Source organism: Gillisia hiemivivida (assembly GCF_007997295.1).
GTDB classification, from domain to species: domain Bacteria; phylum Bacteroidota; class Bacteroidia; order Flavobacteriales; family Flavobacteriaceae; genus Gillisia; species Gillisia hiemivivida.
In genome coordinates, this window is sequence record NZ_VORY01000003.1 from 233,417 (window position 1) to 257,727 (window position 24,311).

General features: G+C 36.2%; 22 protein-coding genes and 1 riboswitch. Of the genes, 19 read left to right on the forward strand and 3 right to left on the reverse strand.

Going from position 1 to position 24,311, the window contains the following annotated elements; all coding sequences use genetic code 11:
- Positions 1–7: 7 nt before the first annotated feature.
- Both ES724_RS05165 and metK read right to left on the reverse strand, forming a co-directional pair.
- The gene (locus ES724_RS05165) at positions 8–1,372 is read right to left on the reverse strand and encodes an acyl-CoA dehydrogenase family protein (RefSeq protein WP_146930457.1); all 1,365 of its coding nucleotides are present in this window, start codon (positions 1,370–1,372) and stop codon (positions 8–10) included.
- 140 nt (positions 1,373–1,512) lie between these two features.
- On the reverse strand, positions 1,513–2,772 hold the full coding sequence (gene metK, locus ES724_RS05170) for a methionine adenosyltransferase (protein ID WP_146930459.1): 1,260 nt from the start codon (positions 2,770–2,772) through the stop codon (positions 1,513–1,515).
- An 833-nt stretch (positions 2,773–3,605) separates the two neighbouring features.
- Between metK and ES724_RS05175 the strand changes: the two genes are divergently transcribed.
- The 11 genes from ES724_RS05175 (at position 3,606) to ES724_RS05225 (ending at position 17,027) form a co-directional block, all read left to right on the forward strand.
- A complete protein-coding gene (locus ES724_RS05175) occupies positions 3,606–4,898 on the forward strand; it encodes an O-acetylhomoserine aminocarboxypropyltransferase/cysteine synthase family protein (protein ID WP_146930462.1) in 1,293 nt (430 codons plus the stop codon).
- Between the two features lie 94 nt (positions 4,899–4,992).
- A complete protein-coding gene (locus ES724_RS05180; protein ID WP_146930465.1) occupies positions 4,993–6,006 on the forward strand; it encodes an alpha/beta fold hydrolase in 1,014 nt (337 codons plus the stop codon).
- Complete coding sequence (locus tag ES724_RS05185) at positions 5,969–7,048, forward strand: homoserine dehydrogenase family protein (RefSeq protein ID WP_146930468.1); 1,080 nt, start codon at positions 5,969–5,971, stop codon at positions 7,046–7,048. Before ES724_RS05180 ends, ES724_RS05185 begins: the two co-directional genes overlap by 38 nt.
- Before the next feature lie 10 nt (positions 7,049–7,058).
- The gene (locus ES724_RS05190) at positions 7,059–8,237 is read left to right on the forward strand and encodes a trans-sulfuration enzyme family protein (protein WP_146930471.1); all 1,179 of its coding nucleotides are present in this window, start codon (positions 7,059–7,061) and stop codon (positions 8,235–8,237) included.
- Between the two features lie 516 nt (positions 8,238–8,753).
- Positions 8,754–9,830 carry a homoserine dehydrogenase family protein gene (locus ES724_RS05195; RefSeq protein WP_146930474.1) on the forward strand — a complete coding sequence of 359 codons (1,077 nt, stop codon included), beginning with the start codon at positions 8,754–8,756 and terminating at the stop codon, positions 9,828–9,830.
- Positions 9,827–10,249: an OsmC family protein gene (locus ES724_RS05200; protein WP_146930477.1), complete on the forward strand. Its 423-nt coding sequence runs from the start codon at positions 9,827–9,829 to the stop codon at positions 10,247–10,249. Before ES724_RS05195 ends, ES724_RS05200 begins: the two co-directional genes overlap by 4 nt.
- Before the next feature lie 80 nt (positions 10,250–10,329).
- A riboswitch (SAM riboswitch) is annotated at positions 10,330–10,434 on the forward strand.
- Between the two features lie 48 nt (positions 10,435–10,482).
- On the forward strand, positions 10,483–11,499 hold the full coding sequence (locus ES724_RS05205; protein ID WP_146930480.1) for a homocysteine S-methyltransferase family protein: 1,017 nt from the start codon (positions 10,483–10,485) through the stop codon (positions 11,497–11,499).
- Between the two features lie 2 nt (positions 11,500–11,501).
- Positions 11,502–14,189 carry a methionine synthase gene (gene metH, locus ES724_RS05210; RefSeq protein ID WP_146930483.1) on the forward strand — a complete coding sequence of 896 codons (2,688 nt, stop codon included), beginning with the start codon at positions 11,502–11,504 and terminating at the stop codon, positions 14,187–14,189.
- A 7-nt stretch (positions 14,190–14,196) separates the two neighbouring features.
- A complete protein-coding gene (gene metF / locus ES724_RS05215) occupies positions 14,197–15,153 on the forward strand; it encodes a methylenetetrahydrofolate reductase [NAD(P)H] (RefSeq protein ID WP_146930486.1) in 957 nt (318 codons plus the stop codon).
- A gap of 24 nt (positions 15,154–15,177) precedes the next feature.
- Complete coding sequence (locus ES724_RS05220; RefSeq protein ID WP_146930489.1) at positions 15,178–16,281, forward strand: acyloxyacyl hydrolase; 1,104 nt, start codon at positions 15,178–15,180, stop codon at positions 16,279–16,281.
- On the forward strand, positions 16,278–17,027 hold the full coding sequence (locus ES724_RS05225) for a head GIN domain-containing protein (protein WP_146930492.1): 750 nt from the start codon (positions 16,278–16,280) through the stop codon (positions 17,025–17,027). The genes ES724_RS05220 and ES724_RS05225 overlap by 4 nt, the downstream gene beginning before the upstream one ends.
- On the opposite strand, the gene gldA is transcribed toward ES724_RS05225, so the two are convergent.
- Positions 17,014–17,913, reverse strand: coding sequence for a gliding motility-associated ABC transporter ATP-binding subunit GldA (gene gldA / locus ES724_RS05230; protein ID WP_146930495.1), 900 nt, complete (start codon positions 17,911–17,913; stop codon positions 17,014–17,016). The genes ES724_RS05225 and gldA overlap by 14 nt on opposite strands.
- Positions 17,914–18,350: 437 nt before the next feature.
- Between gldA and ES724_RS05235 the strand changes: the two genes are divergently transcribed.
- Genes ES724_RS05235 through ES724_RS05270 form a run of 8 tightly spaced genes read left to right on the forward strand, consistent with a single transcriptional unit; the run spans position 18,351 to position 24,298 of the window.
- Positions 18,351–19,175, forward strand: coding sequence for a prephenate dehydratase (locus ES724_RS05235; protein ID WP_146930498.1), 825 nt, complete (start codon positions 18,351–18,353; stop codon positions 19,173–19,175).
- Positions 19,175–20,320 carry a pyridoxal phosphate-dependent aminotransferase gene (locus ES724_RS05240; RefSeq protein ID WP_146930501.1) on the forward strand — a complete coding sequence of 382 codons (1,146 nt, stop codon included), beginning with the start codon at positions 19,175–19,177 and terminating at the stop codon, positions 20,318–20,320. The genes ES724_RS05235 and ES724_RS05240 overlap by 1 nt, the downstream gene beginning before the upstream one ends.
- Positions 20,317–21,165, forward strand: a complete 849-nt coding sequence (locus ES724_RS05245) for a prephenate dehydrogenase (RefSeq protein ID WP_146930504.1) — start codon at positions 20,317–20,319, stop codon at positions 21,163–21,165. Before ES724_RS05240 ends, ES724_RS05245 begins: the two co-directional genes overlap by 4 nt.
- A 26-nt stretch (positions 21,166–21,191) precedes the next feature.
- A complete protein-coding gene (locus tag ES724_RS05250) occupies positions 21,192–22,274 on the forward strand; it encodes a bifunctional 3-deoxy-7-phosphoheptulonate synthase/chorismate mutase type II (RefSeq protein ID WP_146930507.1) in 1,083 nt (360 codons plus the stop codon).
- 25 nt (positions 22,275–22,299) lie between these two features.
- Positions 22,300–23,256: a ribosome small subunit-dependent GTPase A gene (gene rsgA / locus ES724_RS05255; RefSeq protein WP_146930510.1), complete on the forward strand. Its 957-nt coding sequence runs from the start codon at positions 22,300–22,302 to the stop codon at positions 23,254–23,256.
- Positions 23,253–23,705, forward strand: coding sequence for a D-aminoacyl-tRNA deacylase (dtd, locus tag ES724_RS05260; RefSeq protein ID WP_146930513.1), 453 nt, complete (start codon positions 23,253–23,255; stop codon positions 23,703–23,705). Before rsgA ends, dtd begins: the two co-directional genes overlap by 4 nt.
- The gene (locus tag ES724_RS05265; RefSeq protein ID WP_146930516.1) at positions 23,705–24,031 is read left to right on the forward strand and encodes a nucleotide pyrophosphohydrolase; all 327 of its coding nucleotides are present in this window, start codon (positions 23,705–23,707) and stop codon (positions 24,029–24,031) included. The genes dtd and ES724_RS05265 overlap by 1 nt, the downstream gene beginning before the upstream one ends.
- A complete protein-coding gene (locus ES724_RS05270) occupies positions 24,032–24,298 on the forward strand; it encodes a hypothetical protein (protein WP_146930519.1) in 267 nt (88 codons plus the stop codon).
- Positions 24,299–24,311: the final 13 nt, after the last annotated feature.

Sequence of the window (24,311 nt, forward strand, 5' to 3'; positions counted from 1 at the left end):
TAATTTTTTAATTCACGAAGGCACTATAACCGGTAATGGCACGTCCTACTATAAGTGTATTTATTTCTTTGGTCCCTTCATAGCTATAAATAGCTTCAGCATCGGCAACAAATCGGGCAACATCATGTTCCAGTAGAATTCCATTTCCACCTAATACTTCTCGAGCTCTGCTTACTACGTCTCGCGTGCGCATGCTGCAATATACTTTAGCTAAAGAGGCATGTTCATCTGTAAGGAGTTCTTGATCTTGTAATTCAGAAAGTCTAAAAACCATAGTTTGCATCGCCGTTAAGTTGGAAAGCATCTCTACCAAATGATTTTGAATTAGCTGATAGGAAGCAATAGGCCTTCCAAATTGCTCCCTTTTCTTGGAGTATTTCAAAGCACTTTCATAAGCTCCACGCGCACAGCCAACTGCTTGCCAAGCAACTCCTGCACGGGTCATTTTCAAAACTTTGGCGGTATCCCTAAAGGAATTAGCATTTTGCAAGCGGTCACTTTCCGGGATGCTACAATCTGTCAACGTAATAAGTGCATTTTGAACAATTCTCAATGCCATCTTGTCTTTCATCTTTTCAGCGACAAAACCTGGATTATCTTTTCTAAGTATAAACCCTTTTACTTTATTAGAATCTTCATCTCGTGCCCAGATAATAATTACATCGGCAAAAGTGGCATTTCCAATCCATTTCTTTTGTCCGTTCAAGATCCAATTCTCCCCGTCAAATTTACAGGTTGTTTCCATACCTTGAGAAACCCCGGATCCTACATTCGGTTCAGTCAATCCAAATGCGCCAATCTTCTCTAATTTTTGCATTTGTGGCAGCCATTCTTGTTTTTGCTCTTCGCTTCCACATAGATAGATAGATCCCATTGCGAGTCCACTATGAACTCCGAAAAACGTAGAAATAGAAACATCTACTCGAGCCATTTCCTGTGCGATGACCCCTTCCATTAAGAAAGGCAAATTAGGACAGCCATATCCTTCATAAGGAATACCAGCTATATTTAGTTTTTTGAATTTTTCTATGATCTCAAACGGAAATTTTGCTCTGTTCCAATGATCATTTACCAGTGGTTTTACTTCATCTTCCATGAAATTACGAACTTCTAGCTGAAGCTCGCGCTGCTCTGGAGAAAGTTTTAGATCTAAATTATAAAAATCACCATCGATAGGAGGGAGGTTATGTTGACCTTTTTTCTTTTTGGTTTTCAGCATTTTCATGAGGCCTTTCAATTGGCGTTCATCAAGATTTCCTAAAGCATCCATTGCTTCAGGGAGATCTATGGTTTCACTAATTTTCGCCAGCTGATTTAAATCTACCGACTTTAAAAGATTGATCGTATTTTTTACTTTTCCGAAGAGCGACATAGTTAAGGTTTTTTTTGAATCTTAAAATTAGGGTTTTAATAGGCTGTTCCTTGTTAAAGATTTCCGAAGAATTTTTCAGAAAACAAAAAAGACCACTATTTCTAGTGATCTTTTCTGATATATAAGTTAAAAATTTTGAATTAATTTAATTCAAAAGCCTCTTTTACTTTATCTACATAATCTAATTTTTCCCAAGTGAAAAGCTCCACTTCTCTCGTGATCTTTCCAGAATATGGACTTTCAAAAATTTTGGTGATAGTCCTAGGTTCTTTCCCCATATGCCCATAAGCGGCAGTCTCTCTATAGATAGGATTTCTTAGCTTCAACCTATTCTCAATGCTTGCAGGTCTCATATCAAAGATCTCGGCCACTTTTTTTGCGATCTCTCCATTAGAAAGTTTCACTTTAGAAGTGCCATAAGTGTCTACAGAAATAGAAGTTGGTTTAACAACTCCAATGGCGTACGAAACTTGAATTAAAACTTCATCTGCAACTCCCGCTGCAACCAAATTTTTAGCGATATGTCTTGCTGCGTATGCGGCAGATCTATCTACCTTACTTGGATCTTTTCCAGAAAAGGCGCCACCTCCGTGAGCTCCTTTTCCACCATAGGTGTCTACGATGATCTTTCTTCCAGTAAGCCCAGAATCCCCATGTGGGCCTCCAATAACAAACTTTCCGGTTGGATTAATATGGTACGTAATTTTATCATTGAATAATTCCTGAACATATTGAGGGAATAGTTTTATTACACGCGGAATCAAAATTTCCTTCATGTCCTTCTTGATCTTGCTCAACATCGCATCATCATCTTCATCAAACTCATCATGTTGAGTAGAGATCACGATGGCTTCTATACGTTGTGGCACATTCTCGTCACTATATTCAATAGTTACCTGACTTTTAGAATCGGGTCTTAAATAGGTGATTTCTTTTTCTTCTCGGCGTAACTTTGCCAATTCAATTAAGATCTTGTGAGAAATATCTAATGCCAAAGGCATGTAATTTTCAGTCTCGTTGGTTGCGTAACCAAACATCATACCTTGGTCACCAGCACCTTGTTCCTCTTTTTCCCCACGATCTACCCCTTGGTTAATGTCCTGAGATTGTTCATGGATCAAAGAAATTACACCGCAAGAATCCCCGCTAAACTTGTAAGCTCCTTTGGTATAACCTATATCGTTAATTACCTCTCGGGCAATATTTTGTACATCTATATACGTGTTGCTTTTTACTTCTCCAGCCAAAACAACTTGTCCAGTAGTTACGAGTGTTTCACAGGCAACCTTGGAATTCTCATCAAAAGCTAAAAAATTGTCTAGTAATGTATCACTGATTTGGTCAGCTATTTTATCTGGGTGTCCTTCAGATACACTCTCTGAAGTGAATAAATACGCCATTCTTGTCTTTTTAATTAGTAAGTAAGAAAATATTTGACGGGAATTGCTAGCGGAGTTTACACTGCTTTAGCATTTTTTAAGGGTAGCAATCAGTCAAATCATTCCCTGTAATCGTAAGGCGCAAATGTATAAAATTAGATTGAATGCCGTCATCCTTTAACTTCTTTTTTGATATTTGTTGAGCGCTCCGCTTCGCCAAAAGGCCTGCCCGAGAGTTCAGGCGGGCTCACGGCAGGCTTTCGCGACTCGCTTCCCGAGAAAAAGTTCGGGAGAGCTTAAACAAACGCTCAATCCTTAGCGCAAAAAAATAAATCACGCTCTGAGCATTGACTTTTAGTGGTTTAAGTGAGTTTTATAAAAAATAATTGAGATTAAATTTGGTTTATAAAAAATTCTGTCGTTAAATTTGTATCTAGATTTTAACAAAATGAATCAAGTAATGTGTAATATGTGTATGATGATGTTGGGGCAACCCGCAGCGTTCACTATTGCATAAAACTTAACTTATAAGAATTGCAAAAGCCGCTGCCAACCGCAGCGGCTTTTTTTGTTTATATAATTCAAAACAAATAATAATTAAAAAGGCTTGAAAGATTTCAGCCCTAACAAATTAAAATGAAAACAACTTTCTCAATAATTACCATAATGTGCTGTAAGATGCAAATGTGTATGATGTACGCAACAAGCCGCTATTGCCAAAAATTCAGGATGTAAATTAGTTTTATATAGTTCAATTCCTAAATCCCTCTGGCAAACTTGCCAGAGGGATTTTTTTATTTCAGCAAAATTAAGATCATTAGAATAATTCAAAATAAACCTTTAAAACAAAAATTATGAGCACACAACAATTCGCAACAAACGCACTGCACGCAGGTCACGATGTAACTATCAACGGAGGAACCAGAGCTGTTCCATTGTATCAAACCACCTCCTATGTTTTTAAAAATTCAGATCATGCGGCTAACCTATTTTCGTTGGCAGAGCCGGGATTTATTTACACCAGAATTAACAATCCAACCAACGATATTCTCGAGCAACGCTTAGCCACGTTAGAGGGTGGAATTGGAGCGGTGGTAACGGCCTCTGGAACTGCAGCTATCAATACTACTTTACTTACTTTGTTAAGATCTGGAGACCATATAGTAGCATCTAGTAGTCTTTATGGAGGAACTTACAATCTTCTAAATGTAACCTTACCAAGATTTGGGATCACTACCACTTTTGTAGACCCATCTGATCCAGAAAATTTTCAAAAAGCGGCCAAAGAGAATACTAGAGTGTTTTTTATAGAATCTCTTGGTAATCCCAAGTTAGATGTTCTGGATATCAAAGCTATTTCTACCTATGCTAAAGAGTTTAAAGTTCCTTTAATAGTAGATAATACAGTTGCAACACCTTCACTTTTAAATCCAATCCAGCACGGGGCAGATATTGTAATTCATTCCCTTACTAAATATATCAACGGGAACGGGACTTCTCTTGGAGGTGTAATTATTGATGCCGGAAAATTTGATTGGGCCAATGGGAAATTTCCTGAATTTACAGAACCTTCCGCAGGATACCATGGTCTTGTTTATCACGATGCTTTAAAGGAAGCAGCTTTTATTGCAAAAGTAAGAATAGAAGGATTGCGAGATCATGGTGCGGTATTAAGTCCTTTCAATGCCTTCCAGATCATTCAGGGATTGGAAACCTTAGAGATTAGGATTAAAAAACACAGCGAAAATGCTTTGGCTTTGGCAAAATGGCTACAGGAGCAAGACCAGGTGAAATGGGTGAATTATCCTGGACTTGAAAATAGTGAATATTATGAACTTGCCCAGCAGTATCTGCCAAAGGGGCAAAGTGGGGTTGTGACTTTTGGAGTGGAAGGCGGTTTTGATTCGGCAAAAGTTATTGCAGATGAAACAACAATTTTCTCACTGCTGGCTAATATTGGAGATACTAAATCCTTAATAATTCACCCCGCCAGTACAACTCATCAGCAACTAAGTGACGAACAACAGGAGGCTACGGGAGTTACCAAAGATCTCATTAGACTTTCTGTAGGATTGGAGGATCTGGAAGATCTTAAATCTGACTTAAAACAAGCGTTTTCCAAGATTGGCAAAAAGGTTTTAAAATAATGTGTTGATTGATGAAGACAATCGGGATGAACAAATCCTAATGCGTGATTTCCGATTGTTATTCATTATTGATAAAACTTAAAAATAGGTAGTAATGCTTCATAAGATATACATTTCAGAATTTAAGAATAATGCAGGAACCATTCAGGAGCTCCAGTTGACATATCAAACTTTTGGTAGGGAACTAGGAACTGCGCCAATAGTTCTGGTGAATCATGCACTCACTGGAAATTCAGCAGTAACAGGAAAAAATGGTTGGTGGAAAGAAGTAATTGGGGTTGATAAAAGCATCGATCTTCTAGAGTATACCGTTCTGGCATTTAATAATCCCGGGAATGGTTTTGATGGAGAGGAGTCTCAGCTAATATTAAATTATAAAGAGTTTACGCTTAGGGATATAGCTAAGATTTATTCTGAAGCCTTAAAACAATTAGGGATCTCCAAGATATTTGCAGGAATTGGTGGTTCTATAGGTGGGGCTTTGTTATGGGAACAGGCAGTTTTAGATCCAGATCTTTTTGAACATATAATTCCAGTAGCAGCAGATTATAAATCTTCACAATGGGTAAAGGCACAGTGTAAGGTGCAGGACCAGATCTTAAATAATTCTGTAAATCCGGTTGCAGATGCCAGAATGCATGCAATGACAATTTATAGAAGTCCGGAATCTTTCATCTCGAAATTCAATTCAACCCAAAACCATAAAAATGGAACCGGAAATATTGAAGGCTGGTTGGAGCACCATGGTAAAAAACTAGAAAATAGATATCAATTGGCAGCTTACAAACTAATGAATCATTTGCTTTCTACTTCAGATATAAGTTTGGGTAGTGGAGATCATTTAAGTGCGGCATCAAAGATAACTGGAGATATTCATATAATTACAATTAATTCTGATGGCTTGTTTACAGCCAATGAGAATTGGGATACTTATGTAAATCTGTCTCTTATCAAAGAAAATATAAGTATTGATGAAATTAGATCTATACATGGGCATGATGCTTTTCTAATTGAGAATTCTCAAGTAGCATCATTTTTAAATCCAATATTCAACACTAGTAACAAACAAAATGAAAAAAATAAACATAGTACTCTTCGGAGTAGGTAATGTAGGGAGTGCCTTAATAAATCAGATATTGGAAGCCCGATCCAAAATTTTAAATTCTTCTCAGTTAGAAATTAATATCGCGGTTTTGGTAAATTCTAAAATTGCCTTTTATAATAATAATACCATAAACAACTCTTGGGAGGCAGATTTTAAAACCTATGGATATCCTTATAAATTGTCTCATATTTTAAATCATGTTAAAAAGGAGAAACTCACCAATTTAATCGCAGTAGATGCTACTGCAAGTGAAGATTTCGTTAAAAATTATAAGGAGCTCATAAGAAATGGATTTCATATAGTTGCCGCCAATAAAACAGCTAATACGTTGTCTGATAAATTCTATAAGGAGTTAAGAATTGAATTAAAAAAGCACAATAAACAATTCCTTTATGAAACCAATGTGGGAGCAGGACTACCGGTAATTAAAACAGTGCAAGATCTACATTTAGCGGGCGAAGAGATAACTAAAATAAGAGGGATCTTCTCAGGGTCCTTAAGTTATATTTTTAATACATTTTCTAACAATAACAAATCATTTTCTGAAGTTTTGGAGGATGCTAGAACTAGAGGACTTACAGAGCCAGACCCCAGAATAGATCTTTCAGGGAAAGATGTGGGGAGAAAATTGTTGATCCTTGCCAGAGAAATAAATATCCTTAAAGAACTTTCTGAAGTTAGAATAGAAAGCCTGGTTCCTAATCATCTCAATGGAAAGAGTTCAATTTCTCATTTTATCGAGAATCAACAAGAACTAAACTTAAATTTCGAAGAACGGAGATCAAAATTAAAGTCGGATGAGGTTTTAAGGCATATTGGAGAGTTAGACGTAGCCAGCGGAGAATTAGAAGTGAAATTGGTAACAGAAAAAAGAAGTTCTCCCTTTGGAAGTTTACAGGAAGCCGATGCTTCTTTTGAAATATATACGAAGTCTTATGGGAATAGGCCAATTGTTATTCAAGGCGCTGGAGCAGGCGCAGCAGTGACTTCAAGAGGAGTATTGTCTGATCTTTTAAAGATCTCAGAAAAACTTGAATGTATATAATTCACTGAAAATGGAAAATAAACATATAGAAACTACGGCTATCAGGACACAAGCAGCTAGAACCCAATATTTAGAACATTCTGTTCCTTTATACTTAACATCAAGTTATGTTTTCGAAGATTCAGAAGATATGCGCGCGTCTTTTGCTGAAGAGAAAGAACGAAATATTTATAGCAGATATTCCAATCCGAATACCTCTGAGTTTATAGATAAAATGGTGATAATGGAACAAGCAGAAGCTGGATTTGCTTTTGCTTCAGGAATGGCAGCGGTGTTTTCTAGTTTGGCTGCTTTGTTAAATAGTGGTGACCATATTGTTGCTTGTAAATCCTTATTTGGATCTACACACAGCTTGTTTTCTCAATATTTTCCTAAATGGAATATTTCACATAGTTATTTCAAGATAGATGAACTGGACAAGATTGAAAACCTTATAAAACCTGAGACTAAAATTTTATTTGCGGAATCGCCAACAAACCCTGGAGTAGATATTCTAGATCTAGAAAAACTATGTGAGATTGCCAGAAAGCATAACCTTATCTTGATCATAGATAATTGCTTTGCAACCCCATATCTTCAAAATCCAATAGTATTTGGGGCAGATCTTGTAATTCACTCTGCAACAAAATTAATAGATGGTCAAGGCAGAGTCTTAGGTGGGGTTACTGTGGGAAGAGCAGACCTAATTAGGGAAATATATTTGTTCTCAAGGAATACCGGCCCATCAATGTCTCCTTTCAATGCTTGGATATTGTCTAAAAGTTTGGAAACATTACCAGTGCGTCTAGAAAAACATTGCGAAAATGCGCTTAAGGTTGCTGAGTTCCTTGAAAATAATTCTTCCGTAACAAATGTGAAATACCCATTTTTAAAGTCGCATCCCCAATATGAAATTGCCAAAAAGCAAATGAAACTAGGGGGAAATGTAATTGCTTTTGAGATTAAAAAAGGACTCGATGCCGGACGAAAATTTATAGATGCTATCAAATTATGCTCGATATCGGCAAATTTAGGAGATACCAGAAGCATATTGACTCATCCGGCTTCTACCACACACAGTAAATTATTAAAATCAGATCGACTGGAATCTGGAATTACAGATGGACTCATTCGTATTTCTGTAGGATTAGAACATGTGGATGATATAATAAAAGATCTGGAACAAGCTTTAACTGAAGCAAAATATTGATGGAGTTATTATAAATTAAAGGTGGAAATTTTTTCATATTTAACTTGGTTTTTAACATCTTCTGTCCTTAACTTTGTGCTTTCAAACAAGACAATGAATAAAGTGATTCGTAATATGTATAAGTTAATGTGGGAAACCCCTACAGCAGCTGCTTTTGCGTAAAACTTAAGATATAAGAATTACCAAAGCCGCTGCCACCGCAGCGGCTTTTTTGTTACAATAAATTGAAATTAGAGAATGGAACTTAAGAGGAAAATAAGTAAACCAAATATCATGTGTATTAGTAAACATTGCAATATTTATATGCGCATGTATCGCACCACTTTCAATTATCAGAAATTTTAGATTTTAAACTAGTTTATAGTTTAATTCTAAAGATCCCTCTGGTAATTTTTCCAAAGGGATTTTTTCTTTCTAAAACTTAAGTTAAAGTATTCAGTTTAGAAAGAAAATTTTAAAATTAAAGTCACACTTGGCTGAGTTTTTGAAAACAGTCAAAACCTATTAAATGGAATTATGAAAAAGATTCATATAATACTCTTCGGAGTCGGTAATGTTGGAAGCGCCTTGATCAATCAGATCTTGGAAGCTAGAGAACAACTTAAAAATAAAAGCAAACTAGAAATTAATATACCGGTAATAGTAAACTCTTCTTCGGCATTTTATGAAGAGAAATGTGTGCGTCCAGCTTGGAGAACCGATTTTAAATATTTTGGTGTTCCTTATACAGTAGATACTGTTTTAAAATACATAAAAAAAGAAGCTTATAAGAACGTGATCATTGTAGATGCAACAGCTAGTAAAGAGTTTGTGCAAAATTATTCTACTTTCATAAAGAACGGATATGATATTGTGGCGTCTAATAAATCGGCTAACACGTTATCCAATGTTTTCTATAATAATTTAAGGAAACAACTCAAGAAAAATAAAACGGAGTTTTTATATGAAACTAACGTGGGTGCGGGATTACCAATAATACAAACCCTGCAAAGGCTGCATGCTTCAGGTGAAAAAGTAACCAAGGTAAGAGGAGTGTTTTCTGGATCGCTAAGTTATATTTTCAATCAATTTTCGCAACAAAATAAAATGTTCGATTCTTTGTTGGCGGAAGCTGGAATAAAAGGACTTACAGAGAGAGATCCTAGAATAGACCTTTCTGGAAATGATGTAGCTGAAAAATTGTTAGTCTTGGCAAGGGAATTACACATGAAAAAAGAACTTTCAGATGTGAACATCGAAAGTTTAGTGCCAAAGCATTTAAATGGACGAAGTTCAGTTTCACATTTTAAAGATAACCTGAGCGATCTCAATTTAGAATTCGATGACCTGAAGGATGAATTAAAGCCGGATGAGGTGTTAAGACATATTGGAGAGCTGGATGTGATCACGGGTAGCCTAGAAGTGAAATTGGTAAAGGAAAAAACAAATACAGCTTTTGGAAGTCTAAAGAATGCGGAAGCTTCTTTTGAGATCTACACAGAATCTCATGGGCAATTTCCTATAGTAATTCAAGGGGCTGCTGCAGGAACTGGCGTAGCCGCCAGAGGAATTCTCGCGGATTTAACTAAATTAGCCGAAAAATACAATAGATGAAGATCAATTTAAAACGACTGAACAACAACTATCTTTTCGAAACTAAAAACGAACGAGGAGATATTGTGCTTTTAGATAACAAATCTGAAGAAGAACCAAAAGGCTCTAGCCCAATGGATCTAATTCTGAGAGGAATTGCGGGTTGTAGTAGTATAGATGTTGTAATGATCTTGAAGAAGCAACAGCATGAGCTTGAAGATTTGCAGGTAGAAGTGGAAGGTTTCCGTGAAGAGGGTGCTATTCCAAATGTTTTCAAAAAAATTCAGTTAGACTTTATTTTGAGAGGAGATGTACCTGCAGCTAAGGTTAAAAGAGCCGTACAGTTATCCATGGAAAAATATTGTTCAGTTTCAAAAATGTTAGAAAAGGCAGCAACAATTACCTATGGAATTAAATTAAATGGCGAAGAAATTAGCTGAGGTTAATTAATAAGTTGTCCTTTGAAATGCGCAAACTAAGCGTATATTTACAAAACTTAAGTTCTTAATTTTATTTAAAAACGTTATCAAGAAAGGTGGAGGGATAAGACCCTATGAGACCTTGGCAACCCTCCTTTTGGAGAAGGTGCTACATTCTACCGCGCTCTGGCGTGGATAGATAACAAAAAGAATTCTTTTCACTCCTCTTTTTTGATACATATATACTTTATAATATGTCAAAATTAGAAGAGACCCTTTCCAAAAAAATATTAATCCTCGATGGTGCAATGGGCACCATGCTTCAAGAATATAAATTCTCTGAAGAAGACTTTCGTGGATCGCGTTTTGCCGATTGGCCAAGATCGCTAAAAGGGAATAATGATCTTTTATCGCTTACTCAGCCTCATGCAATCGAGGAGATCCACAGGAAGTATTTTCTGGCGGGAGCAGATATCGTAGAGACCAATACTTTTTCCGGAACCACCATTGCCATGGCAGATTACGGCATGGAGGAATTGGTCTATGAGTTAAATTATGAATCGGCCAGGATCGCAAAAAAAGTTGCTGTAGAGCTCACTTTGGAAGATCCATCAAAACCTAGATTTGTAGCCGGTGCAATTGGGCCAACTAATAAAACTGCTAGTATGTCTCCAGATGTTAACGATCCTGGATATAGAGCTATCTCATTTGAACAATTATTAGTTGCCTATAAACTTCAAGCACGTGCCTTGATTGATGGTGGAGTAGATGTTCTTTTAATTGAAACAGTTTTTGATACGCTTAATGCAAAAGCGGCTTTATTCGCTATAGATGAATTAAAAGAGGAGCTAAATTCTGAAATTCCTGTAATGATAAGCGGGACAATTACAGATGCCTCCGGGAGAACACTTTCCGGGCAAACTGCCGAAGCTTTTCTGATTTCAATTTCACATATGAATTTGTTGAGTGTAGGTTTTAACTGTGCGCTTGGTGCAAATCAACTCACTCCCCATTTAGAAGAATTGGCTCGAAAAAGCGATTTTGGGATCTCTGCTTATCCAAACGCAGGATTACCGAATACCTTTGGAGAATACGATGAAACTCCGGAGATAATGGCAGAGCAAATCCGTGAATATTTAGAGAAAGGTTTGGTGAATATCTTAGGCGGTTGTTGCGGAACCACTCCGGCACATATCAAAGCCATTGCTGACATTGCCAAAGAATACAAACCAAGATCACTTAAAAAGATTTTGAACCCAGAAATTTTATAAAAATGACAAAATTTAGAGCATTAAAACTTTCGGGTTTAGAACCGCTTATAATTACACCGGAAAGCAATTTCGTGAATGTAGGAGAGCGTACCAATATGTCTGGTTCCAAAAAATTCCTTCGACTTATAAAGGAAGATAATTATGAAGAGGCATTAAGTATTGCCAGAAACCAAGTAGATGAAGGAGCGCAAATCATAGATATAAATATGGATGATGGCTTGGTAGATGGAAAAGAAGCCATGGTAAAATTCCTTAATCTCATAGTAGCAGAACCTGATATTGCAAGAGTTCCCATTATGATAGATAGCTCTAAATGGGAGATTATAGAAGCTGGACTTCGGGTGGTACAGGGAAAATGTGTGGTAAATTCTATCAGCCTAAAGGAAGGCGAAGAGGAATTCATCAAACATGCAAAAAAAGTTAAGCGTTATGGTGCAGCCGTAATTATTATGGCTTTTGATGAATTGGGTCAAGCCGATTCTTATGATCGCAGAATTGAAATCGCAGAGCGTTCCTATAACATTCTTACCCAAAAAGTGGGTTTTCCTCCAGAAGATATCATCTTCGACCTTAATATATTTCCGGTAGCAACTGGGATGGATGAGCATCGAAGAAATGCGATAGATTTTATTGAGGCAACACGTTGGGTGAAATCTAATTTACCACATTGTAGTATAAGCGGTGGAGTGAGTAATGTTTCGTTTTCTTTTAGAGGGAATATTCCGGTGAGAGAAGCAATGCATTCGGTATTCTTATATCATGCTATTAAAGCCGGGATGAATATTGGAATTGTGAATCCGGCAATGCTGGAGGTGTACGATAATATTCCAAAAGATCTTTTAGAACATGTAGAAGATGTTATTCTGGATAGAAGAGACGATGCCACCGACCGGCTTTTAATTTTTGCTGAAACCGTGACCGGTACTATTAAGGAGAATAAAATAGATCTTTCTTGGAGAGAAAAAACCTTACAAGAGAGAATTACCCATGCCTTGGTTAGAGGGATTGATGCTTTTATTATCGAAGATGTAGAATCTGCCAGATTAATTGCGGCCAGACCAATTGAGGTGATTGAAATTTATTTAATGACAGGGATGAATGTAGTAGGAGATCTCTTTGGAAGCGGTAAAATGTTCTTGCCTCAAGTTGTGAAATCGGCGAGGGTTATGAAAAAAGCTGTGGCCTATTTACTTCCTTTTATAGAAGCCGCAAAAGATGGCTCTACAGGAAAAGGTGCAAAAGGTAAGATCTTGATGGCAACAGTAAAGGGTGATGTTCACGATATCGGGAAGAATATTGTTGGTGTGGTGTTGGGTTGTAATAATTACGAAATTATAGATCTTGGCGTCATGGTAGCTCCAGAAAAGATCATTGAGATCGCAAAGGTAGAAAATGTAGATGCAATTGGCTTAAGCGGACTTATTACTCCGTCTTTAGATGAAATGGTGTTTTTGGCAAAAGAGATGCAACGACAGGATTTTTCGGTTCCCTTATTAATTGGAGGCGCAACTACATCCAAAGCGCATACAGCGGTTAAAATAGATCCTCACTATAACAATGCAGTGATCCACGTAAATGATGCTTCTCGTGCGGTGAATGTGGTGAATGATCTTCTGAAGAAGGAAACTTCGAAACAATATTTTAAGGATATCAAATTGGACTATGAGGTCTTCAGAACCAATTTTTTAAAGCGAAGTAAAGTGAAAGATTTTCTTCCGCTGGAACTTGCTAGAGAAAATAAATTCAAGATAAATTGGGGTAATACTGAGATCATTAAACCCAATAAACTTGGAGTTCAAGTTTTGGAAGATCTAGATCTTGAAAAATTAGTGCCCTTTATAGATTGGACTCCTTTCTTCAGAAGTTGGGATCTGCACGGGAAATATCCGGCGATCTTAAGCGATGAGGTTGTTGGTGAGCAAGCCAGTATTTTGTTTGAAGATGCGCAGCAACTTTTAAAAAAGATCCTAAAAGATAAACTATTGCAGGCAAAAGCTGTCTTTGGTTTATTCCCTGCGAATTCAGTTGAAGTAGATGATATCGAGATCCATTATTCTGAAGGAAATAAAGAAAAACAAACAGTTTTTAGAACATTAAGACAGCAGCTCAAAAAATATGAAGGCAAACCAAATTTTGCTTTAGCCGATTTTATTGCGCCGAAAGAGACAGGAATTCAGGATTATATGGGTTGTTTTTGTGTAAGTACCGGGTTTGGAACACAAGAGTTGGCTACAAAATTTGAAGCCGACCTGGACGATTATAATTCAATTATGATTAAGGCTTTATCGGATAGATTAGCTGAAGCCTTTGCAGAATATCTTCATAAAAAGGTGAGGATTGAAGATTGGGGCTATGCTTCAAACGAAGAGCTTACTAATGAAGATTTAATAAAAGAAAGTTATAAAGGAATTCGTCCTGCTCCTGGATATCCAGCCTGTCCAGATCATTTAGAAAAAATCACCATTTGGGAAGTCTTAAAAGTAGAAGAAAATATCGGAGTTAAACTTACAGATAGTTTAGCCATGTGGCCAGCAGCCAGTGTGAGTGGTTATTACTTAGGAAATCCCGAGGCTAAATACTTCGGCCTTGGAAAGATCAAATTAGATCAGGTACAAGATTTTGCAAAACGAAAAGCTATTTCTGTGGAAAAAGCAGAAAAATGGTTGAATCCTTCAATTTCAGATCAATAAATAATAGATGAAAATAACAGAACATATAGCTGCCGCAAAAGGCAAAACACTTTTTTCTTTTGAAATATTACCTCCATTAAAAGGTCAGAATATTCAATCTATATTTGACGGAATAGATCCGTTAATGGAATTTAAACCTCCATTTATAGATGTTACGTATCATCGGGAAGAGTACGTGTACATTTTACAAGCTAACGGATTTTTAGAGAAAAAAGTAGTTCGAAAGCGGCCTGGAACGGTGGGTATTTGTGCAGCAATTCAGAATAAATACGGCATAGATGCAGTGCCACATATCCTTTGTGGAGGATTTACCAAAGAAGATACCGAGAACTTTCTTATAGATCTAGATTTTTTAGGGATCCACAATGTAATGGCATTAAGGGGTGATGCAGTTAAGAGCGAAACCTATTTTAAACCAGAACCTAAGGGCAATAATTTCGCTTCAGATCTTGTAAATCAGATCTCAGAAATAAATCGTGGGCAATACTTGGATAATCACTTAGAGAAAAACCATACCACAGATTTTTGCGTAGGTGTAGCAGGATACCCTGAAAAGCACATGGAGGCACCAAGTTTAGATAACGACATAGAAAAGCTGAAAGCAAAAGTTGCCGCCGGAGCGGAATATGTGGTTACACAAATGTTCTATGATAATTCAAAATTCTTTGAATTTGTGGAAAAATGCCGAAAAAGCGGAATTACAGTCCCAATAATTCCAGGACTTAAACCAATTGCTACAAAAAAACAACTCACCAATATCCCGCATAGATTTCATTTAAATCTACCAGAAGAATTAATTAGTTCAGTTAATAATTGCAAGACAGATTTGGAAGTTCGGGAAGTAGGTGTGGAGTGGTGTACTGCTCAAAGTAAAGAACTTATAAGCTCTGGTGTGGAAGTGTTGCATTATTATTCCATGGGGAAAAGCACTAATATTCACAAAATTGCTTCTTCGGTTTTTTAAATTAATAGATTAGATTTGCCCCCTATGAAAAAAAGTTTACTCGCCCTGCTTTTAATTTTTTCTACAGTTTCCTATGCTCAAGAAGAGATAAAAAAGTATTATGCCTTTGATGCCAATTATTTTTATGGCTCCATCATGGAACACAATCCTGATATAGCACATTTAATTACCGGTCATCCCACTGGAGTGATTTTGAGTTTCAACAGGAAAACCTATGGATTAGAAGCTTGGGAGCGCAGGTATAATTACCCAGATTTTGGTTATTCCTTCACCTATCAGGATATGAAAAATCAGTATTTAGGTGAGAATTATGGCTTATATGCCCATTTTAATTTTTACTTTCTCAAGAGGAATTTAATGTTCAGGATTGGACAAGGGATTGCTTATGCTACAAAACCATACAATTCAGAATCTAACTATATTAATAATGCTTACGGTTCTCGATTACTGAGTTCTACTTATTTAATGGGTAACTATCATAAGCAAAATATTTATAAGGGTTTGGGAGTTCAAGCAGGTATTTCTATAATTCACTATTCCAATGCGGACTTTAAATCTCCTAACAATAGTACTAACACCTTTACCTTTAATTTTGGATTGAATTATCATTTAGATTATGAGAATATTCCCGATTATGTAGAAAAAGATTCGAAGGAGAAAAGATATACAGAACCTATTCATTACAATTTTGTGGTAAGGAGCGGAATAAATACTACCGGAGTTATAGGCTCTAAACAATATCCATTTCTAACCTTAACAGGTTTTGCAGATAAGGTGATCAATAAGAAAAGTACTTTACAAGCAGGAGCAGAACTGTTCTTTTCTAAAGCTTTAGAGGAATTTATATATTTCCAATCGGTGGCTTTTCCTCAGGGAATAACCGAAGGAGATGAAGATGCTAAAAGGGTAGGGGTTTTTATAGGCCATCAGTTAACCTTCAATAAAATGTCCCTAGTTACACAAGTGGGTTATTATGCGTATTATCCGTACGATAATTATGTGGAGCGGCTGTATAACAGATTAGGTTTGCGTAGAAAAATCAATGAACACTGGTGGGCATCTGCTACAGTAAGGTCGCATGCGGCAAATGCAGAAGCGGTAGAATTTTCAATAGGATATAGGTTATGAAGAAGTTATTGTTAATACTGTCAGTTATTTTAATCTTTAGTTGTAATGCTGAAGATGCTCCTGGCTGTTTTAAAAAAGCCGGAGAGATCGTACAAGATGAAGTTTCAGTAGACGTCTTTAATGAAATAATCGTGTATGAACAGGTTAAACTTTTTATTCAGCAAGGTCCTGTTCAAAAAGTGGTGATAGAAACTGGTGAGAATCTAAGAAAAGATGTTAGTGTTGAAGTTATAGATAATAGGTTAAGTATTCGGAATGAGAATTCTTGCAACTTGGTTCGGGAATACGAGCTTACTAAAGTATATGTTACCATTCCAGATCTTACTTGGCTTCAGAATAGTAGCGGAAGTGCTATAGAATCTATTGGAACTCTCAAACTGAACAATCTTTGGCTACGCTCCGTAAATCAAGAGAATGACTTATCGATACATACCGATGGGGATTTTATTTTAGATCTGGATGTGGAAAATTTAAGGATCACTAACGATAATGTTTCCAATTATTTCCTGAGTGGAAAAGTGGAGAATTTCAATGTGTTCTTTGCTGCTGGCGATAGTAGATTGGATGCTCCGGAATTAATAGTGCAGCACTATGATATCTTTCATAGAGGAACTAATAAGATGATCTTATTCCCCGTGCAATCTCTAAAAGGAGAATTGCGTAGCAGTGGAGATGTAATCGCTAAAAACAGACCTGTGATTATTGACGTAGACGAATATTATACCGGTCGACTTATTTTTGAGTAGTTAATTCTGAAAACAAAGTTTCTAAATTTTTAGATTTTCTATTTAGCTGAAGGGTTTTTAATCCGTTATCATGAGCGAAATCGAAAACTGCCGGGCGCATATCCTTATCTGTATCGAATTTAAGTTCGTAATGGAATCCACCAATATTCTTGGCAGATATTAGATTTGGTAATGCATTTAAAGCAACTTCCTCTATTCTATAATCGAATTCTACTTGAATTAGCTGCTCCTTTTCCTCTCGTAACTCCTTCATTTTCTTGTCGGCTACAATCACTCCCTTGTCTATAATAATGACCCGATCGCAAATGGCTTCTACCTCCTGCATAATGTGTGTAGAGAGAAAAATGGTTTTTTGCTTCCCTACTTTTAAAATTAAATTTCTTATCTCTGTAAGCTGATTTGGGTCCAGACCTGTAGTAGGTTCATCTAAAATAAGAACTTCCGGATCATGTAAAAGTGCTGAAGCCAGCCCAACTCGTTGGCGATATCCCTTAGAAAGTTGTTCTATTTTCTTATTGGCTTCAGGTAAAAGCCCAGTCATTTCAATCACTTCTTCAATTCTGGATTTATCAGTTTTATAAATAGAGGCGTTGAAGGCCAAATATTCCCGTACATACATTTCGGTATATAAAGGATTGTGTTCAGGTAAATAACCAATAGAGCGTTGCACAGCTTTTAGATCTTCAGAAAGCAAAACGTTATTTACACTCGCTATTCCTTCAGAAGCACTCAGATAACCCGTTAGAATCTTCATAAGTGTAGATTTTCCTGCGCCGTTGGGCCCTAGGAATCCTACGATCTCACCTTTTTCGATCTGGAAGGAAACCTTATCTAAGGCTTTTTGTTCTCCGTAATATTTAGATATTTCTTTAACAGAAATGGACATAGCAAAGCTTTTTTCAAAAGTAAGTATTAATTTATGTTTGTTGAACTATAATTAATTGCACTTTAATATTTGAAAGGATGTATTTATATTTTCCTTATTGAATATTTTCAATAAAAGGAGAAAATTTTTAAATAGCCTAGATGTTACATCGAGCGGAGTCGAGATGTATTTGTAGACTATAAATTGAGCTTAATAAAATGAGAATTCAAAATAACTTTTTAAATTATTCAAATTATAGGAGTCATATTAAAATTTAATTTTACATTAGCATTAGTTAAAAGAACAATGAAGAATATTATTACTTGGACTGCATTCTATTATTTTTATTTCTATTACGGAGATAAGATCGGGAGCGTCATGTAATTAAAATTATAAATTATATAAAGAGGTCCTGATTTAATCTAAATCAGGACCTCTTTTTTTTTGGAAAATTTAAAATGGAAAAAATAATAGGAATTCAAGGGGTACAAGGCTCTTTTCATCATTTGGTTGCCCAGGAATATTTCGGGACAAATGTGAAGGTGTTAGAATGTATGTCGTTTCATGAGTTGGTACATTCCCTTGTTGCCGGGGATTCTCAAGAAATCGTGATGGCTATAGAGAATTCTATTGTAGGGTCCATTTTACCGAATTATGCGCTTATAGATGAGCATGACCTTAAGGTAGTAGGTGAACATTATATTCCTATTAACATGAATTTAATGGCATTGCCAGGACAAGATATCACTAGTATTAAAAAGGTGTATTCGCATCCTATGGCTTTACTTCAGTGTAAAGAATTTTTTAAAAAACATCCGCATATAAAACTGATAGAGGACACTGATACCGCTGAGGTAGCTAGAAGAATTTCAGAAAAACAATCCAAGGGAATTGGAGCCGTGGCTAGTAAAATAGCAGCTGAACTATTTGGTTTAGAAATTCTTGCTGAAGCCATTCACACTAAAAAAAGTAACGCTACCAGATTCTTAATTGTAAGCAATATAAAAAAAGAGCCAAACGGAATAAAGATAGATAAGGCTTCCTTAAAATTTGAATTAGAAAGCCGAAGAGGAAGTTTAGTATCTGTCTTAAATATTATACGGGATTATAATTTGGACATGACTAAAATACAGTCTATGCCGATAATTGAAACCCCATGGAAATATTCATTTTTCGTGGATGTTATCTTCGAGGATTATTCAGAATTCCAAAAAGCTATAAAAATCATTGAAGTGATGACAGAGCATTTGAAAATTTTAGGCACTTACAAAAATAATTTATAATGATCCAAGCAGAACGATTGAACGAGGTGCAGGAATACTATTTTTCTTCAAAATTGAGAGAAGTAAGAGCATTGGAGGCCTCTGGGAAACCCATTATTAACTTGGGAATTGGAAGCCCGGATCTTCCTCCACCTGTAGAAGTGATAAAAGGTTTAAATAATGCCTTAGCAAATCCAGCAGCACATCAATACCAGCCATATAAGGGAACGGCAGATTTTAGAAATGCAATAAAAGAATTTTATAGTACTCACTACACGGTTAATCTAGATGTAGAAAAAGAAATTCTTCCTCTAATGGGGAGTAAAGAAGGTATCTTACATATTTCTATGGCTTTTCTGAATGAAGGAGATCAGGTTTTAATACCAAATCCGGGATATCCTACCTATTCTTCGGTCACCAAATTAGTTGGTGCAGAACCGGTGTTTTATGATCTGGATGAAAAAGGCCATTGGTTACCCGATTTAGAAAGTTTAGGGAAGACCGACCTTAGCAAAGTGAAATTGATGTGGGTGAATTATCCGCATATGCCAACCGGGGCTTCAGCAACAAAAAAGGTGTTTCAAGATCTTGTTGCATTTGCAAAGAAGTATCATATCCTGATTATAAATGACAATCCGTACAGCTTCATTCTTAACGATCATCCTATCAGTATTTTGGAAGCAGAAGGAGCTAAGGATGTAGTACTGGAATTAAATTCGCTTAGTAAAAGTTTTAATATGGCGGGATGGCGAATTGGAATGGTTTGCGGAAATGAGGATAATTTGAATTCCATTTTAAAAGTGAAGTCCAATATGGATAGTGGAATGTTCTTCCCTTTACAAGCAGGAGCAGCCATAGCCTTGCGTTTACCAAATGAATGGTTTAAGGAATTGAATGCTGTTTATAGAACACGAAAGAAATTGGTGTTGGAACTAGCTTCAAAATTAAACTGTATACCTGAAAAAGACCAAACCGGATTGTTTGTATGGGCAAAGGTGCCCTTAGATACCACATCGGAATTATTTGTAGATCATTTATTACATACCTATGATCTATTTGCAACTCCTGGTTTCATATTTGGCGATCAAGGAGAAGGTTATATACGATTCTCACTTTGTACACCAGTAGAGAAAATTAAGGAAGCAATTAATAGAATTAAAATATGAGAGTACATATTATAGGTGTTGGCCTCATAGGCGGATCGTTCGCTGTGGATATTAGAAATGCATTTTCTGATGTGCAGTTAGTTGGTATAGATAGTAATTCAGATCATCTTGAACAAGCATTATCCTTGGGAATCATTGATGAGGTAGAAGAATTAAACGATATAAGAACTTCAGACATGGTAATCGTAGCTGTGCCGGTAGATGTAAGTATTGCACTTATTAAACAGGTTTTGGATATCGTAGAAGACCATACCTTGGTAATAGATACCGGTTCTACTAAAGGGAGGCTGTGTGAGGCTTTAAGCACTCATCCAAATCGTCGGAATTTCTTGGCAGCGCATCCAATTTCGGGAACAGAGTTTTCCGGACCACAAGCAGCAATAAAAGATCTTTACAGAAATAAAACAAATATTATATGTGAAGTAGAGAAAACCGCATTCAAACTTCAGGAAAGAGCTCTAGAGCTTTTCCAAAAATTAGGAATGAGAATATGTTATATGGACCCAAAATCTCATGATAGGCATATTGCATATGTTTCACATTTATCGCATATAAGTTCCTTTATGCTTGGCAAAACAGTATTGGAAAAAGAAAAGGACGAACGCAATATATTTGATCTTGCGGGCAGTGGTTTTGCTTCTACCGTTAGACTAGCCAAAAGTTCTCCGGCCATGTGGACTCCCATTTTTGAGCAAAACAAGGAAAATGTTGTGGAGATTTTAAATGAATATATTCAGAATCTTAATATGTTTAAAGACTTACTGGAGAGCAACAATTTTGAAGGGATATTTAATGAAATGGAGAAAACGAATCATATCAAATCGATATTAAACGGAATAATTTAAAAGATTTTAATAAATAATAGTCAAAAATGGAAAACAAAAAAGAACTTAGAACCTGGTTAGATAAATTTAATCTTGATCACCCTTTGGTAATAGCAGGACCTTGTAGTGCTGAAACCGAAGAACAGTTAGTAAAGATCGCTAAACAATTAAAAGATAGTGATGTTAGTGTATTGCGTGCCGGCTTATGGAAACCAAGAACCCGCCCGGGGAATTTTGAAGGCGTGGGAGCATTAGGTTTAAAATGGATGCAAACAGCAAAAGAAGAAACAGGCTTGCTTACAACTACCGAGGTAGCAAATGCAAACCATGTGGAACTAGCTTTAAAGCACGATGTAGATATTTTATGGATAGGAGCCAGAACCACAGTTTCGCCATTTATAGTTCAGGACATTGCAGATGCATTGCAGGGAACAGATAAAACAGTTTTAATCAAGAATCCTGTAAATCCAGATCTTTCCTTATGGTTAGGTGCTGTAGAGCGTTTTTATACTGCAGATGTCAAGAATTTGGGAGTGATACACAGAGGGTTTTCTGCTTATGAAAAGACCAAATATAGAAACAATCCAGAATGGCAAATCCCTATAGATTTACAGAATAGATTTCCTGATCTGCCGCTTATCTTGGATCCTTCTCACATAGCAGGAAGACGCGATATTATATTTGATCTTTGCCAAACAGCCTTAGATTTGAATTATGACGGATTGATGGTTGAAACTCATCATGATCCAGATAATGCATGGAGTGATGCGGCACAACAAATCACGCCTGCTACTTTAATTCAAATTATGGAGGATCTTAAAATCAGAAAGGAAATTTCAGAAAGCAAAGAATTTGTGAACAGCTTGAAGAATTTACGAGCAAAAATTGATATTGCAGATCACCAGTTATTAGAGGTGCTTTCAAAAAGGATGAAAATTGCCGATGACATAGGTAAAATTAAAAAGACTCAAAATGTTGCAATTCTTCAAACCTCGAGATGGAACGAAATTCTGGGTAAAATGATTTTAGAAGGAGAACAGCAAGGTTTAAGTGAAGAATTCGTTTTGAAAATGTTCAAGGCTATTCATCAGGAATCTATAAATCATCAGAAAAAAGTAATTAGCGAATAAGCTTGGGATTTTGCACCTTTGTAGTATGACAGGAATTGTATATAAATCTACTGGAAGTTGGTACCACGTTAAGGCTGAAAGCGGTGTTTTTTACCGCTGCAGGATAAAGGGAAAATTCCGCATGCAGGGAATTAAAAGTACCAATCCTGTAGCGGTAGGAGATAAGGTGCAATTTGAATTGGAAGAAACTGGAGACGATACTTTTGGAGTTATAAATACAATAGAAGAACGGGATAATTATATTATCAGGAAATCTGTAAACCTCTCTAAGCAAACCCATATAATTGCCTCTAATATTGACGTGGCTTTTTTGTTGGTTACATTAAATAATCCTCCCACATTCACCACTTTTATAGATAGATTTCTGGTAACTGCAGAAGCCTATCATATAAAAACAGTGTTATTGTTCAATAAGATAGATGTGTATGATGAAGAAGAGCTCGGGGAAATTAAATACCTAGCAGCATTATATCGAGAAGTGGGTTATGAATGTTTAGGGATTTCAGCAAAGACCGGTAAGAATTTAGATAAGGTGAAGGAGATGATGATTGGGAAGACCAGCATGTTCTCTGGACATAGTGGTACTGGAAAATCTACACTTATCAATGCACTTGAGCCAAGTTTAGATCTAAAGACTTCCAAAATAAGTACTCAGCATAAACAAGGCCAACATACAACCACTTTTGCAGAAATGTACGATCTTAATTTTGATGCCAGAATAATAGATACTCCTGGAATTAAGGGTTTTGGTGTAGTGGAGATGGAAAAAGAGGAATTAGGAAACTATTTTCCAGAATTCTTTGCGGTAAAACAAGAATGTAAATTCAATAATTGTTTGCATAAAAACGAACCACATTGTGCAGTTAAAGATGGTTTGGAAGATGGAGAAATTGCATGGTCCAGATATAAGAGTTATTTGCAGATCATAGAAGGAGAAGACGAGCAACAATATAGGATGGATGATTTCCCTGAAGAACAATGAGAATAGTTTTACAAAGAGTTTCGGAAGCATCGGTTAGCATTGACGGAAAAGTTAACGGTAAAATTGGCAAGGGTGTTTTATTACTTGTTGGTATAGAGGATGATGATTCTAAAGAAGATATTTCCTGGCTGGTTAATAAGATCTTGAAAATGCGAATTTTTAATGATGAAGCCGGAGTCATGAATTGCTCTTTACAAGATATAAATGCTGAGGTTTTAGTTATAAGTCAGTTTACCTTGCATGCAAGTACAAAAAAAGGAAACAGACCAAGTTATATAAAGGCTGCCAAGCCAGATATTGCTATTCCTCTATACGAGAAATTTATCTTAGATATTGAAGATCAGTTAGATAAAAAAGTGGAGTGCGGAATTTTTGGTGCAGATATAAAAGTTGCACTCATAAATGATGGTCCTGTTACCATTATAATAGATTCAAAAAGCAAGGAATAATGAATATTGAAAATTCACAAAAAGCTGTAGATACTTGGATCCAAGAACATGGGGTTCGCTATTTCAATGAACTCACCAATATGGCCCAGCTTACAGAGGAAGTAGGAGAAGTGGCTCGTATTATAGCTCGGCGTTATGGGGAGCAAAGCGAAAAGGAGAGCGATAAAAATAAAGATCTGGGAGAAGAACTGGCAGATGTGATGTTTGTAGTTTTGTGTTTAGCAAATCAAACAGGAATTAATCTACAGGAAGCTTTCGATAAGAAACTAGATCTCAAAACGAAGCGTGACCACGATAGACATCATAATAATGATAAATTAAAATAAATGAACTTTAAAAAAACTATTCAAACAAAAGGTTTTTGGAAATCTGTTGCCGGAATGGGAATATCATTTATTGTGGTCTATCATATTATTACCATGCTTTTCACTTTTGGAGGCTTTGATTTTAGTGGTTATTTTGGATTGAATTTGTCTGAAGAAAGGTGGATGCGATTTGTATTGGGGTCACTTTTTACAGGATTTATCTATGGTTTCATTATCACCTTCGGGCAATTTTCTATAAAACAAAAAAAGGAAGAAAGAGAGGATTAAATTTTTATTTTTT